The sequence below is a fragment of the Rhizobium beringeri genome (assembly GCF_004306515.1).
GTDB lineage: Bacteria > Pseudomonadota > Alphaproteobacteria > Rhizobiales > Rhizobiaceae > Rhizobium > Rhizobium beringeri.
This window is the reverse complement of sequence record NZ_SILG01000001.1, coordinates 490,561-504,379: the sequence shown is the minus strand read 5'-3', so window position 1 is coordinate 504,379 and position 13,819 is coordinate 490,561. Positions and strand designations below refer to the sequence as shown.

16 protein-coding genes are annotated in these 13,819 nt (G+C 61.5%); 8 read left to right on the top strand and 8 right to left on the bottom strand.

Annotation, left to right across the window (positions count from 1 at the left end):
* Window positions 1–190: 190 nt before the first annotated feature.
* Window positions 191–607 carry a DoxX family protein gene (locus ELH03_RS02570; RefSeq protein WP_003545783.1) on the top strand — a complete coding sequence of 139 codons (417 nt, stop codon included), beginning with the start codon at window positions 191–193 and terminating at the stop codon, window positions 605–607.
* 79 nt (window positions 608–686) lie between these two features.
* Here ELH03_RS02570 and hisG read toward each other — a convergent pair whose 3' ends face one another.
* The 3 genes from hisG to hisS all read right to left on the bottom strand — a co-directional run bounded on the left by hisG (window position 687) and on the right by hisS (window position 4,198).
* Entirely contained in the window at window positions 687–1,382 is a 696-nt protein-coding gene (gene hisG, locus ELH03_RS02565; RefSeq protein WP_003556816.1) for an ATP phosphoribosyltransferase, read from the bottom strand.
* Window positions 1,379–2,500 carry an ATP phosphoribosyltransferase regulatory subunit gene (locus tag ELH03_RS02560; protein WP_128403084.1) on the bottom strand — a complete coding sequence of 374 codons (1,122 nt, stop codon included), beginning with the start codon at window positions 2,498–2,500 and terminating at the stop codon, window positions 1,379–1,381. Before ELH03_RS02560 ends, hisG begins: the two co-directional genes overlap by 4 nt.
* A 177-nt stretch (window positions 2,501–2,677) precedes the next feature.
* Window positions 2,678–4,198, bottom strand: coding sequence for a histidine--tRNA ligase (hisS, locus tag ELH03_RS02555; protein WP_128403083.1), 1,521 nt, complete (start codon window positions 4,196–4,198; stop codon window positions 2,678–2,680).
* Between the two features lie 130 nt (window positions 4,199–4,328).
* Here hisS and ELH03_RS02550 point away from each other — a divergent pair, with 130 nt between their 5' ends.
* The 3 genes from ELH03_RS02550 (at window position 4,329) to copM (ending at window position 5,949) form a co-directional block, all read left to right on the top strand.
* The gene (locus tag ELH03_RS02550) at window positions 4,329–5,090 is read left to right on the top strand and encodes a hypothetical protein (protein WP_197727698.1); all 762 of its coding nucleotides are present in this window, start codon (window positions 4,329–4,331) and stop codon (window positions 5,088–5,090) included.
* A gap of 57 nt (window positions 5,091–5,147) precedes the next feature.
* Window positions 5,148–5,516 carry a hypothetical protein gene (locus ELH03_RS02545; protein ID WP_130765988.1) on the top strand — a complete coding sequence of 123 codons (369 nt, stop codon included), beginning with the start codon at window positions 5,148–5,150 and terminating at the stop codon, window positions 5,514–5,516.
* 73 nt (window positions 5,517–5,589) lie between these two features.
* Window positions 5,590–5,949: a CopM family metallochaperone gene (gene copM / locus ELH03_RS02540; protein WP_128403081.1), complete on the top strand. Its 360-nt coding sequence runs from the start codon at window positions 5,590–5,592 to the stop codon at window positions 5,947–5,949.
* A 66-nt stretch (window positions 5,950–6,015) separates the two neighbouring features.
* Here copM and ELH03_RS02535 read toward each other — a convergent pair whose 3' ends face one another.
* Window positions 6,016–7,065 carry an aldo/keto reductase gene (locus ELH03_RS02535; protein WP_130765987.1) on the bottom strand — a complete coding sequence of 350 codons (1,050 nt, stop codon included), beginning with the start codon at window positions 7,063–7,065 and terminating at the stop codon, window positions 6,016–6,018.
* A 351-nt stretch (window positions 7,066–7,416) separates the two neighbouring features.
* Here ELH03_RS02535 and ELH03_RS02525 point away from each other — a divergent pair, with 351 nt between their 5' ends.
* Window positions 7,417–8,121, top strand: coding sequence for an HAD family hydrolase (locus tag ELH03_RS02525; protein ID WP_027685848.1), 705 nt, complete (start codon window positions 7,417–7,419; stop codon window positions 8,119–8,121).
* A 21-nt stretch (window positions 8,122–8,142) separates the two neighbouring features.
* On the opposite strand, the gene ELH03_RS02520 is transcribed toward ELH03_RS02525, so the two are convergent.
* On the bottom strand, window positions 8,143–8,646 hold the full coding sequence (locus ELH03_RS02520) for a hypothetical protein (RefSeq protein WP_128403078.1): 504 nt from the start codon (window positions 8,644–8,646) through the stop codon (window positions 8,143–8,145).
* Window positions 8,643–9,272: a DNA-3-methyladenine glycosylase I gene (locus tag ELH03_RS02515; protein WP_130765986.1), complete on the bottom strand. Its 630-nt coding sequence runs from the start codon at window positions 9,270–9,272 to the stop codon at window positions 8,643–8,645. Before ELH03_RS02515 ends, ELH03_RS02520 begins: the two co-directional genes overlap by 4 nt.
* Before the next feature lie 230 nt (window positions 9,273–9,502).
* On the opposite strand from ELH03_RS02515, the gene ELH03_RS02510 reads away from it, so the two are divergent.
* From ELH03_RS02510 to ELH03_RS02500, 3 genes are all read left to right on the top strand, one after another.
* Window positions 9,503–10,252 carry a L,D-transpeptidase gene (locus tag ELH03_RS02510; RefSeq protein WP_130765985.1) on the top strand — a complete coding sequence of 250 codons (750 nt, stop codon included), beginning with the start codon at window positions 9,503–9,505 and terminating at the stop codon, window positions 10,250–10,252.
* Between the two features lie 239 nt (window positions 10,253–10,491).
* Window positions 10,492–11,184, top strand: a complete 693-nt coding sequence (locus tag ELH03_RS02505; RefSeq protein ID WP_130765984.1) for a L,D-transpeptidase — start codon at window positions 10,492–10,494, stop codon at window positions 11,182–11,184.
* Between the two features lie 120 nt (window positions 11,185–11,304).
* A complete protein-coding gene (locus ELH03_RS02500) occupies window positions 11,305–11,979 on the top strand; it encodes an outer membrane protein (RefSeq protein ID WP_113547258.1) in 675 nt (224 codons plus the stop codon).
* Between the two features lie 19 nt (window positions 11,980–11,998).
* Here ELH03_RS02500 and ELH03_RS02495 read toward each other — a convergent pair whose 3' ends face one another.
* Together ELH03_RS02495 and glcF are read right to left on the bottom strand one after the other, a co-directional pair.
* Window positions 11,999–12,439, bottom strand: a complete 441-nt coding sequence (locus ELH03_RS02495; protein ID WP_128403074.1) for a hypothetical protein — start codon at window positions 12,437–12,439, stop codon at window positions 11,999–12,001.
* Window positions 12,440–12,481: 42 nt separating this feature from the next.
* Window positions 12,482–13,792 carry a glycolate oxidase subunit GlcF gene (gene glcF / locus ELH03_RS02490; RefSeq protein ID WP_130765983.1) on the bottom strand — a complete coding sequence of 437 codons (1,311 nt, stop codon included), beginning with the start codon at window positions 13,790–13,792 and terminating at the stop codon, window positions 12,482–12,484.
* Window positions 13,793–13,819: the final 27 nt, after the last annotated feature.

Below are 13,819 nucleotides of genomic sequence, written 5' to 3'. Positions count from 1 at the left end.
CAAAAGATCCAAGCGCGTCGCATGAATGCGAACGCGACGCGCTTTGGAGATCGTTCCATATTAGTGAACGAAGTGTCCCCTTTCGTTTATCTTTCCACAACGCAAGAAAAGAGCGACATAGAGGCATCCGAGGTCGAACCGGTGCCGGGGCACCAAGATCTCCAGAGTCATTCAAACGGAGACAACGTCCATGTCGAACAACGTCATCATCCTGATAGCCCGTATTCTTCTTTCCTTCATGTTCATCCTTTCCGGCTTCATGAAGCTCACCGATCCTGCCGGTACTGCGGGCATGATCGCCGGTGCCGGCCTGCCGGCAGCAACCCTGCTGGCCTATGTCGCAGGCCTTTTCGAACTGCTGGCCGGCCTTGCGGTTCTCACAGGCTTCCAGGTCCGCATTGCCGGCTGGCTGCTCGCCGCCTTCTGTGTCTTCACGGGCATTGCCTTCCACCTGCCCTACGCGAGTGGCACGGAACTCGTGAACATTCTCAACCAGATCATGGTCATGAAGAATATCACGCTGGCCGGCGCGTACATACTGCTCGCCACCGTCGGCGCAGGCGCCTACTCGCTCGACGCCCGCCGCGGCGCTTACGCAGCTGCCTGACACCAGCAGACATCCTCCCAGAAACAGAGAAACCCGCCGTCATCCGACGGCGGGTTTTTCTATGCCTTCATGACTGAGATCAGAGGGCGGCGCGCACTGCCTCGATGATTGCCTGCACAGCGGGTTCGCCGGCATGGCTTTCCTTGCGGGCGCGCACGAGGCAGGCCTGCGAATGCAGGATGACGCCGTCCTGGAGCACCTTCAGGTGGTTGGCGCGCAACGTCGAGCCGGTGGAGGTGATATCGACGATGATATCGGCCGAGCCGGACGCGGGAGCGCCCTCGGTGGCGCCCAGGCTTTCGACGATGCGATAAAGCTGAATGCCGTGCTGGCTCGAAAAGAACTGCTGGGTCAGCCGCCAGTATTTGGTGGCGATGGCAAGGCGCCTGGAGTGACGGGCGCGGAAATCGGCGGCGACATCGACGAGATCGGCCATGGTGTCGACATCGAGCCAGATCTCCGGCACGGCAACGACGACATCGGCGTGGCCGAATCCGAGCCGGGCGCAGAATTCGACACGCTTGTCGACCTCGGCAAAACCTTCCCGCATCAGATCCTCGCCGGTAACGCCGAAGTCGACGGTGCCGTTACCGATTTCACGGGAGATTTCGGAAGCCGAGAGGAAGGCGATTTCCACATCATCCCAGCCTTCGACGCGACCGCGATAGGAGCGATCGTTGCCAACAGCCGAGATCGTCATGCCGGCCCGCTCGAAGATCGCCGAAGCGTCCTCCTTCATCCGGCCCTTGGAGGGAAGCGCGATGGTGATGGTCATGCGGCTGCCCTTTCGGTTTCGATGCGGTCGAGCCAGAAGGAGAAGCCGACGGCCGGGATGCGGTCCGTCGCACCGAGGAAGGTCAGGAGCCGGTCGAAGCGGCCGCCGCCGGCGAGCACCGCGGTCGAACCTTCCACGGTCACCTCGAAGACGAGGCCGGTGTAATAGTCGAGCGGCCGCCCGAAGGCGGCGCGGTAGTCGAGGCAGGAAAGATCGACGCCGGCATTGGAAAGTGCTGCGACGCGGCCATTGAAGCGGGCGAGCGCGTTGCCGAGTTTCAGGCCGGCAGCATCAGCGAAACCGGAAAGGGCCGCGGAAGCATTGACGAGCGGCACGTCGAGCGACAGGAACTCTTCCAGCACATGGAAGGCCGCATCGTCGAGGCGCGTTTCGGACAGGATGAGCTTTTCCTTGAGCCTTCTGGCGATCTCCAGGGCCGAGCGGCCGGCATTCGTCGAATAGCCCGTCTTCTGCATCTCCCGCTCGAGATAGGCGACCAGCGCCTGCTCGTCGCCCGATGCGACGAGCCTGGCGATATCGTCGTCCAGCCCGGTGACGAATTGCGGGCTGACGAGGCTGGCAAGCAGTGCTTCCAGCTGCGTCATATTGCCGAAGGCGTGGATCAGGCGCTTCTGCCAGCCGAGCGGCAGGCCGAGCGCCTGGACGACAGCCTCGAACACTGCCTGGTCGCCCAATGTCACCGACAGGCGGCGGCCCGGCAGCAGGCGGGCGAGAATGCCGGTGGCATCGCCGATGGCGCGGGCGTCGGCGTTTGACAGGTCGATATCACCAAGATCCTCGATGCCGGCCTGATAGAATTCATTGGCGCCGTCGCGACGCTGGCGGAAAACCTCGCCGAGATAGGCATAGCGCTTCGGTGTGCCGGTCGCCGTCTCGATGTGGCGCAGGCAGACGGGAATGGTGAACTCGGGACGCAGGCAGAGGCTGGCGCCGGTTTCGCTCTCCGTCATGAAGATGCGGCGGCGCAGATCCTCGCCGGCGATGTCAAGGAAAGGTTCGGCCGGCTGAATGACAGGCGTATCGATGCGCTCGGCGTTGCGCGCGTCGAATTCGGCAAGCAGGTCGTTGGCAAATTCGGGGAGGTTGATCAGGGGCATCGTGTCGCTCCTGAGAAAAGACCCCTCCCCAACCCCTCCCCACAAGGGGGAGGGACTAACCCGCGGTGGTCGCCGAAATTAATTGAGAGCGCTCTCGATGAAGCAACCGCCGAGTTGGGCACAGCGGCGCCACTTGAAGCCCCTCCCCCTTGTGGGGAGGGGTTGGGGAGGGGTTTATTACGCATTCGCCGCTCGCTTCCGATCCTCGGCCTGCGCGGCAAGGATTTCCTTCACCTTGGCGACGAGGTCGGCTTCCGGGGCCGTCTCCTGCGCCACGCGCGCTTCGCGCCAGCTGGCATTGTCCTCGATCTCGCCGGAGAGCCGCTTGCCTTCGATCAGATCCTTGATCTGCACGACGCCTTCGGCGCGCTCGTCGCCGCCCTGGATGATGGCGACGGGGCAGCCGCGGCGATCGGCATATTTCAGCTGGTTGCCGAACTTCTTCCAATTGCCCTGGAACATCTCGGCGCGGATGCCGGCGGCGCGCAGTTCCTGCGTCATCCTCTGATAACGGCCCATCGCCTCGACATCGCCGTCCATGACGGTCACCAGCACCGGCTCGATGACTTCACTCGCGCCGAGCTTGCCGAGGTTCTTCAGCGCCGTCATCAGCCTGGAGACGCCGATCGAAAAGCCGGTCGCCGGAACCGGCTGGCCCATGAAGCGGGAGACGAGGCCATCATAACGACCGCCGCCGCCGACCGAACCGAAGACGACCTTTTCGCCCTTTTCATTGGTGACGTCAAAGGTGAGTTCGGCCTCATAGACCGGGCCGGTATAATATTCGAGACCACGGACGACGGAGGGATCGATCTTGATGCGGTCAGGGCCATAGCCGGCGCTGGTGACGAGTGCTGCGATGAAATTCAGCTCCTCGACGCCTTCGCCACCCCTGGCGGTTCCCGCAACCAGCTCCGCGAGGCGTTGAGCGCTTTCGGCATAATCCTTGATGCCGACGAAGAACAGCACCTTGTCGATCTGCTCCTGGTTAAGCCCGGCGCCCTTGGTGAAGTCGCCGGATTCATCCTTGCGGCCGGGACCGAGCAGCAATGCCACGCCCTCCGGGCCGAACTTATCGAGCTTGTCGATGGCGCGCAGCACGTTGAGCCGCTGGCCGGCCTTGTCGTCGCCGCCGAGACCAATCGCCTCGAGCACACCATCCAGAACCTTGCGGTTGTTGACGCGGATGACATAGTCGCCGCGCTTGATGCCGAGGGCTTCCAGCGTATCGGCCATCATCATGCACATTTCGGCATCGGCCTGGACACCGGGCGCGCCGACGGTATCGGCATCGAACTGCATGAACTGGCGGAAGCGGCCGGGGCCGGGCTTCTCGTTGCGGAAGACGTAACCGGCGCGATAGGTGCGGTAGGGCAGCTGGATCTCGTTGAAATTCTCGGCGACATGACGGGCAAGCGGCGCCGTCAGATCGTAACGCAGCGACATCCACTGCTCGTCATCGTCCTGCAGGGAGAAGACGCCCTCGTTCGGCCGGTCGCTGTCGGGCAGGAACTTGCCGAGCGCATCGGTATATTCGAACAGCGGCGTTTCGAGCGGATCGAAACCATAATGCTCATAGACTTCCCTGATCTTTGCCGTCATCTCGTTGACGGCGCGGATATCGCCGGCCGTCCGGTCGACGAAGCCGCGCGGCAGGCGGGCCTTGAGCTTTTGCGGTTTCTTCTGCTTGTCGTTCATTTCCGGGGATTCCACTGACTGTGACAGTGGCGGTTTCCTAGCGGATTGGGCGGGGAGCGGCAAGGGCGAAGGGTCTTGATGTGGCTGCGAGAATCGATTGAACGAAGAGGCAGCCATCAGAAATGCGGATATGCTCATGATCACTGAGGCGCTTCTCTATGCCGCGACCTTGCCGCTGACCGGCAAGCCGCATCGAAAGTTCATCCGCTATTCCGTCAATCTCTGGTCGCGGGCCGGGCGCTGCGCCGGGGATTGGGCCGAACATGAGGAGATGAGCCGGAAGGCGATCCTGGCCGCGGCCGCCGATCTCAGGCAGAAGCGGACCGCCGTCGTGCTCGGTTCCGGCCTGTTGCGCGATGTGCCGATCGGGGCGCTGGCGCGAGATTTCGACACCGTCGTTCTGGTCGATCTCGTTCATCTCGCCTCGGTGCGCCTGTGGCTGTCGGCCAAAGGCTATCGCAATGTCCGGCTGATCGAGCGCGATCTCTCCGGCTACGACGATCTCGCCGCCGGCCGCGAGCCCGAACCGCTCGGCTTCCTGCGTTCTGTGCCCTATCTCGATCTGGTGGTTTCCGCCAACCTCTTGTCACAGATCGGTCGCGGTGTGAAACGGCGCCATGAAGCTGACGCCGGGCGAATGCCTGAAGACACGGTGGAAAGGTTGATCGCGGCACATCTGACCGGGCTTTCCGGGCTCTCCTGCCGCAGCTGCCTGGTGACCGACATCGCCTATGCCGTCATCGACCGCAACGAGAGGACGCATGAGGAGGCCGACCTGCTGCATGGCGTTTTGCCGCCGCCGGCAAAAGCTACCTGGACGTGGCCGGTGGCGCCGCTCGGCGAAGAGAGCAAGGATTATAGGATCGAGCACAAGGTCATTGCCGCCTGGTGATCAGGATGTGACCGTCGTTCGGCTTGGCTTCTATCCGGCCTTCGCCTATAAAACAGCATGCGCACGCTCGCTCTCATCACGATGTTTCTCGGCTGGCTGGTCTACAGCGCCATGTCCGCATGGGCAGGCTGTCCGACATGTGCATCGATGAATGCACCCGCCGCCATCGAAACCGGCATGCATCATAAGATGGCAGGCATGGATATGCCTCAGGTGGCGGAAAAGGCCACTCCCTCGAAAAAAGACCCCTGCGCCAGCGGCAACGCCGCGCATATGCCGCTTTGCGCCGCCTGTCTGCTGCTGCCACCGGCGGTGACGGTCATGGCCAGCGGAAAGTCCATCTTCGGCTATCCCGCCCCGGCGCTTGCCCGCGCCCTCGATGACAACAAACCGACACCGCAGCCGCCGCCTCCCCGACTGTTCTGACACCACGAATATCCATGCCAATCAGGAGGCTTGGCCGCCTGGAGACCTATGTCAGACAGAGGAAGGAACTCTCATGTCTTTGAAAATCATCGCCCTCACCGCAATGCTCGCCATCGTCGCCGCTCCGGTCCTTGCCGAAGACAAGCCGATGGATATGAGCAAGCCGATGGGCAACCACGATGCGGCAAGCCACGCCTTCAGCGAGGCGAATGCCAAGATGCACAAGGATATGATGATCGAGTATAGCGGCAATGCCGATGCGGATTTCGTCCGCGGCATGATCCCGCACCATCAGGGCGCGATCGATATGGCCAGGATCGAGCTTCAATATGGAAAAGATCCCGATATCCGCAAGCTCGCCGAAGCCGTCATCAAGGCGCAGGAAGCCGAGATCGCCGAGATGAACGCCTGGCTCAAAGCCCACGGCAAATAATCGATCGTTGATGAAAAGGGGAACGCCGGAAATGTCAGGCGTTCCCCAAGACTTATGTTGGCGAGGTCAGTCCTTCGCCTCGAAATCGGCCGGCCGGCGGCCGGCGCCCTGTCGCGCCAGCATCCAGCCCGGATATTCCGGAGCAAGCGCGCTCACCTCGTCGAGCTTTTTCATATCGTCTTCATCGAGCTTCAGCTTGACGGCGGCAAGGTTCTGGTCGAGCTGATCGACCCGCTTGGCGCCGATGATGACAGTGGTGACGAAGGGCTTGGCGAGGATATAGGCGAGCGCCACGGTGGCGACGCTGACGCAGTGCTTTTCGGCGACTTCGCGCATGACGGCGACGCAGGCCCAGGCCTTGTCCTTGTCGACGGGCGGGAAGTCGAAACTGGCGCGGCGGCCTTCGCCGTTGCCGGGGGCGCCGGGACCGTATTTGCCGGAGAGCAGACCGCCGGCGAGCGGCGACCAGACCATCAGGCCGAGCTTTTCCTCCTGCATCATCGGCACGATGTCACGCTCGAGATCGCGGCCGGCGATGGAATAGTAGGCCTGCACCGTCTCGAAGCGGGAAAAGCCGCGGCGTTCCGACACGCCGAGCGCCTTGGAAATGCGCCAGGCCTGCCAGTTGGAGACGCCGATATAGCGCACGAGACCGCGGGAAACGAGATCGTCGAAGGCGCGCAGCGTCTCCTCGATCGGCGTCACTGTATCGGTCGCGTGGATCTGATAGAGGTCGATATGATCGGTCTGCAGGCGCTCGAGGCTCGCCTCGACGGAATCCATGATGTGACCGCGCGAGGCGCCGCGGTCGTTCGGCTTGTCGCCCATGACGCCGTAGACCTTGGTGGCAATGACGACGTCCTTGCGCTGGATGTCGAGGTTCTTCAGCGCCTGGCCGAGCAACCTTTCGGACTCGCCGGATGAATAGACGTCGGCCGTGTCGATGAAATTGACGCCTGATGCAAGCGACCGCTCAACGATCCGGTCGGCGGCATTCTGGTCGACGTCGGCGATGGCGCCCCACATACTGCCCTGTTTGGCTTCACCGAAGGTCATCGTGCCCAGGCAGATTTCCGAGACGAAAAGCCCCGTATTTCCGAGTTGATTGTAACGCATGGTGGAAAAATTCCTTTGTGTCTGCCGCAAGAGGGGCTTGCGAACTGCTGAACTTCATTTTTTGATTATTGGCCTGCATATGACAGGCACAGCCGTGGCTGGCTGCAAGGTGAGGCGATTTTCATGTAGTGCGGCGGCGGCGCTTTTCAACGCCGACGCGCGGCGCTGTAAAGGCGGATGCCCTTGTCTCGACACAGGCATCCGATAGATTGCCGGCCATATTTCCAGAACAGGATGATTTTAGGCCGGGTCGGCCCAAAATCTGAATCCTGTTCTAATTTTATTAGCAAGAGCATGATGTCGTCCGAAAACCGCTCACACTTTTCGGCATCATGCTCTCGAGGTGCGCATATGGCGACGCGACCACTGACCACGATCGGCTTCGATGCCGATGATACACTCTGGCAGAACGAACAATATTACCGACTGACGGAAGCGCATTTCACCGGGCTTCTTGCCGATTTCGCCGAAGGACCGAAGATTTCCGAACGGCTGCTGGAAGCCGAGAAACGCAACCTTCGCCACTACGGCTTCGGCATCAAGGGTTTCACGCTGTCGATGATCGAGACGGCGATCGAAATCACCGAGGGCAAGATTCCGGCTGGCGTGATCGCCAAGATCCTCGATACCGGCCGCGAGCTGCTCTCCCATCCCGTAGAGACCATGCCGCATGTGCGCGACACGCTGGAGGCGCTTGCCGGCAAGTACCTGCTTGTCATGATCACCAAGGGCGATCTCTTCGATCAGGAGCGCAAGCTTGCCCAATCCGGGCTCGGCGACTTCTTCGATGCCGTCGAGATCGTCTCCGACAAGACGGCCGTCACTTATCGCCGCATCTTCGCCAAGGTCGGCGACGGGCCGGAGCGGGCGATGATGGTCGGCAATTCGCTGAAATCGGACATCGTGCCGGCAATTGCCGCCGGCAGCTACGGCGTCTTCGTACCGCACGAACTGACTTGGGTGCTGGAACATGTGGACGAGCCGAAAGAGGCGCCGCGCTTCCGCAAGATCGGCCACCTCGGCGAATTGCGCGACCTGATCGACCGCCTTTCATAAGCTGCGCTTGCAGCTCTTATCTCATTGCTTGGCAGGCGCCTTCGGAAACAGCGACGGGCGCTCCGGCTCGGCCGGCGGTTTCGGCTGTTGCGGAGCAGCCGCCAACGGCTCGATCAGGATGCTGAAGGGAGCGCCGAGGCCACGACGCGGCGAGACCTTGGAATAATAGGGGCGCAGCAGCCAGGTGGCGTTCTCCTTGACCGTCGTCTCGAAGCTCATGCCGTCCTCGTCAGTGCCGAAGAAGGCCTCGTCATCCGGTTTCGACAGGTCGAAAATCGCCAGAAAAGCAAATTTGCTCTTACTGGAAAAACTGATCTTCATATGCTGGCCGGCGCGCACCGGCAGCGTATAGACGTGGCTGTTGCCGAACTTCGTCCAGCCCTTCAACTGCATGGTGACGGCCGGGAACTGCAGCTTCTCCAGCTTCTCGCCGGGATCGAGCTGCGGCGTCTGCGCCATGGCGGAGACGGTCAGGAGGAAAAGGGCAGCGGCGGCGATTATTGTTCTCACGGATAGATCTTTCATGGGCGGACCAGAGCGGTGCGCATCGCCTCGACCTCGGGCCGGCAGAAGCAACCTTCCAGATGATCGTTGACGAGACCCATCGCCTGCATGAAAGCATAAACTGTGGTCGGGCCGACAAAGGTCCAGCCGCGCTTCTTCAGATCCTTCGAAATGACCACGGATGTCGGCGTCGTCGGATTGGCGACGATGTGATCGCGGTCGACCACCGCCGGCCGCTCGTTATGGCCGGGTTCGTAGCGCCAGAAATAATGGGCGAGCGAGTCGAATTCGTCCCGGAGCTCGATTGCGCGCTTGGCATTGTTGATGGTCGAGACGATCTTGCCGCGATGGCGGATGATGCCGGCATCGGCAAGGCAGCGTGCGACATCCGCCTCGCCGAAGAGGGCGACCTTGTGGAAATCGAAACCTGCGAAGGCGGCGCGGAAATTCTCCCGCTTGCGCAGGATGGTCAGCCAGGAAAGGCCGGACTGGAAACCTTCGAGGCAGATCTTCTCGAAGAGGCGGATGTCATCGGTGACAGGGCGGCCCCATTCCTCGTCATGATACCGGAGATAGTCGGGCAGATTGGCGTGCCAGTGGCAGCGGCTCCTGCCGTCCTCGCCGATGATGATGCCTGTCGCGCTCATGATCCTTCATTCTGCGGGGGTCCGCTTCGTTCTCCGGTCTTTGATTCCGGCTTTACCATTTGCAAACCGTCTTTCCAAACCGAACGGTAACCCTGACGAAAAGTTTATCCGGTCGGTCAGCTTTTCACGAATCCATCTTTACCATTCGCTGGCGGATTGAATGGCAGCGTCTTTCCCGGGCGGACATGTCCCGCCAGCGCATTTTCGGTCATTTGTAGAGAGTTCGTCCGATGATGAAACAGCTTGTTCTTGCCGCAGCCCTCTTCGGCATTTTCTCCACGGCCGCCCTTGCAGACGACCGCTACGCCACTCGCCCGCCCGTCGTACTCAGCCCTGATCTGACTGCGCCCTGGATCAACCAACTGGGCGGCGGCAGGGTTCGTCCCGTCGTCTATCAGCGGCCGGTCGTCCGCCAGCAGCAGCGCGGCCTTTTCCAGCGCCGCGTGCTGCGCCAGGCGCCGCAGGCCGCACCGCAGACCGTTTCGGCGATCAATCCCGGCATCCCGTCGATCCGCCATCCGATCGAACCGCAATACCTGCCGCAGATGGTCGATTACGACACGCAGGAAAAGCCCGGCACGATCGTCATCGATACCAACAACCGCTTCCTCTATCTGGTGATGCAAGGCGGCAAGGCGCGGCGCTACGGCGTCGGCGTCGGCAAGCCGGGCTTCGAATGGGCAGGCGCCCACAAGATCACCCGCAAGACCGAATGGCCGGACTGGACGCCGCCTTCCGAGATGATCAGCCGCGAAGCCGCCAAGGGTCATTACCTGCCGGCGCGCATGGACGGCGGGGCGGAAAACCCGCTCGGCGCCCGCGCCATGTATCTCGGCTCGACGCTTTATCGCATCCACGGTACCAACGCGCCCTGGTCGATCGGCAGCGCCGTCTCCTCCGGCTGCATTCGCCTGCGCAACGAAGACGTCGTCGACCTCTACGACCGCGTCAGTGTGGGAACCCGCGTTATCGTCATGTAACGGCGGCGCAATACTTACAGCGCCGAGCGTCTTTTCGAGAACCGCAAACGGCGCTGTAAACCTTTAAATTGCTGCATAATTCTTCCTTAAGTCGATTCCGATTTGAGGATAAATTCTGCAGTAGGAGCCGCAAGAACAGCCCGCTCCCCTTCTCCAAATTGCTGTATCCGGCCACGCCGATCTTGAATCGGGCAGAAGTTCATGTAGCTTCGAGCGGATTTGCTTGAGGGGAATCGATCATGATCAAACTAATGCCGGGTCTGGCTGCTGCCGGACTTGTCCTGTCCTTGATGTCTACATCCGCCTTTGCAGCGCCTGCGGGCTCCGCGTCCGACAATGCACGACGCCCGGCGCAGATCGTGCGCGTGGCGCAGATGCCGAAATACGTGAAGCCGCAGTTCAAGCGCAAGAAAGTGCGCCTGGCAACAACGGAAGCCGCCGGCACCGTCATCATCGATACCAACAACAAATATCTCTACCTCGTCGAAGGCAACAACCGGGCCACCCGCTACGGCATCGGCGTCGGCCGCGACGGCTTCGGCTGGTCGGGGGTCGTCAAGATCGGCCGCAAGGCTGAATGGCCGGCCTGGACGCCGCCGGCCGAGATGCGCCGCCGCGAAGCCGCCAAGGGACACATGATTCCTGCTTTCCAGGAAGGCGGCGAGGATAATCCGCTCGGCGCCCGCGCCATGTATCTTTACCAGGGTGGCCGCGATACGATCTTCCGCATCCACGGCACCAACCAGCCCTGGACGATCGGCCTCAACATGTCTTCCGGCTGCATCCGCATGATGAATGAGGATGTGTCGCATCTCTACGATCGCGCGCCTGTCGGCACCAAGGTGATCGTCATCGGCCCCGGCAACAAGCAGGGCAAGGTCGCTTTCGAGGACAGGGGTATCGACGTGCTGCGCACGATGTTTGGCGGTTGAGCAACACTTGCGAAAAAAACGAAAGGCGCATTTTGACGCGCCTGTTGTTTTGCTTAGACTTTGCGGCCAAAAGCTGGCAAACCTGCCTAAGAGTCGACATATTTATATCGGGGCTATTCAATGACATATGCGCTGCGTTCCTCCGCTTCTCTGCTTGCGGGCATCGCGTTTTTGACAATCTGTTCGGCAGTTTCCGCCTCGGCGGAAGATTTGCAATTCTCCATCTACGGCGGCTATCAGACCGCCCCGCATAGCGGCGTCGATCTTTCCGACGGCACGCATTTCACCGCCGGCTGGGAAGGTAAGTCCTTTGGCAGCCCGCCTTATTACGGCGGCCGCGTCACCTGGTGGCTCGAGAACTTCAACAAGCCGAACTGGGGTATCTCGCTCGATTATACCCATGACAAGGTCTATGCCGACGACGATACGCTGGCCAAGGCCGGCTGGTCGCATTTCGAATTCACCGACGGCCTGAACCTCATCACGGTGAACGGTCTCTACCGCTTCCAGGATCCGACCCGCCGCTGGACGCCCTATCTCGGCGCCGGCATCGGCGTGAACATTCCGCATGTCGAAGTGATTCGCCCTGAGGGCAAGACCTGGGCTTATGAATTCGGCGGCGTGACGCTGCAGGCCCAGGCCGGCGTCGACTTCAAGGTGACCGAGCGCTGGTCGACCTTCGTCGAATACAAGGGCACCTATTCGCGCATCGACGTTCCGATCGACAGCGGCGTGGACCTGAAGACCAACATCTTCACGAATGCCGTCAACGTCGGCGTATCGTTCCACTGGTAAATAAATTTCAGCTGCGGTGCTATTTGGTGCCGCAGCTGACCTTGCCCTCGACGGCATAGGGTTTTTCACCGCCTTCGATTGTTAGGGAATAGCTGCCGCTGAAATTTGCCGACGGCTTGCCGCGCTCACCGGCGACGACCACCAAATCCAGCGTTGCTCCGTCGGTGTCATCACCGCCGCCGTCAAAGACCTCCATAAGCAGTTCGCCGTCGCGCGACCAGTGATTGGTCAGGTGCTGCGATTCGAAAACACGCTTTCCGAATACAGTCGATTGAGCCTCATCCTTGACGATCAGTGCGCCGCGGAAATGATTGAGCTTGTGGCCGGCATCGCTTTCGAAACCGCTTTCGAGCGTGAAGCGTGCTTCCTTGTCATCGGCGGAACAGAAATAACGGCTATTTGCATGGGCGGTGCTTGCCGCACCGAGCAGTCCCGCAAGCACAATCATTCCCCGCCACATCGTCTAAACTCCCGAGACCGGCCCGACGGGCCTTCGCAAGCTTCAGCCTAACGGCAAACCTGTTAATTTTTCCGGCACAGCGCCGCCGTAGGCCCAATCGAGCAGTTCGACCGTGTGCAGGATTGGAATGCTGGTGCCGGTAGCGATCTGGGTGATGCAGCCGATATTGCCGGTGGCGATGACGTCGGCCTTGGTGGCCTCGATGTTCTTGACCTTGCGCGCCTTCAGCGCCGCCGAGATCTCCCGCTGCATGATGTTGTAGGTGCCGGCAGAGCCGCAGCAAAGATGGCCTTCGGCCGGATCGCGCACCGTAAAGCCCGCCGCTTTCAGCAATTGCTTCGGCGCCAGGGTGATCCGCTGGCCGTGCTGCATGGAACAGGCGGAATGATAGGCGACCGTGATGCCCTTCGGCATGTGTGCCGGCAGGTCGAGGGTTGCGAGATATTCGGTGACGTCCTTGGCCAGTGCCGAGACCCTGGCCGCCTTTGCAGCATAGGCGGGATCGAGGCGCAGCATGTGGCCATAATCCTTGATCGTCGTGCCGCAGCCCGAAGCGGTGATGATGATCGCATCGAGGCCCTGCCCCTCGATCTCGCGCGTCCAGATATCGACATTGGCGCGTGCACTGGCGAGCGCCTGTTCGGCGCGACCCATATGATGGACCAGCGAGCCGCAGCAGACCTCTCCTTCCGGCACCACGACCTCGACGCCGAGCCGCGTCAACAGCCGGATCGCCGCCGCGTTGATGCCGGGATCGAGCACCGGCTGGGCGCAGCCGGAAAGGATCGCCACTCGTCCGCGCCGTTCCGTTTCGGGCCGATGCGTGCCGGGTTTTGCGAAGTCCGAAGCGGCGGGGATGCGGCGCGGCGCAAGTGCCAGCATGGCGGCGAAGGGTTTCAGCGCGCCACCCCGCATCAGACCGGCGAAGGGCCGGCCGAGGCGGGCGAGATTGAGCGCCAGGCGGAAGCGGCCGGGATAGGGCAGCACGGCGGCAAGGATGGCGCGCGTCAGCCGGTTCATGAACGGGCGCTTGTAGGTCTTTTCGATATGGGCGCGGGCATGATCGACCAGATGCATGTAATCGACGCCGGAGGGACAGGTGGTGACGCAGGCAAGGCAGGAAAGACAGCGATCGATATGGGTGACGACCTCGGTATCGGCGGGGCGGCCGTTTTCCAGCATATCCTTGATCAGGTAGATGCGGCCGCGCGGGCTGTCGAGCTCGTTGCCGAGCGTCACATACGTGGGACAGGTGGCCGTGCAGAAACCGCAATGGACACATTTGCGCAGGATCTGCTCGGATTCGGCGACATCGGGATCGAGGAGCTGGGTCAGGGTGAAGTTGGTTTGCATCTAGCGGGATCCCCCATGGGTATTGGA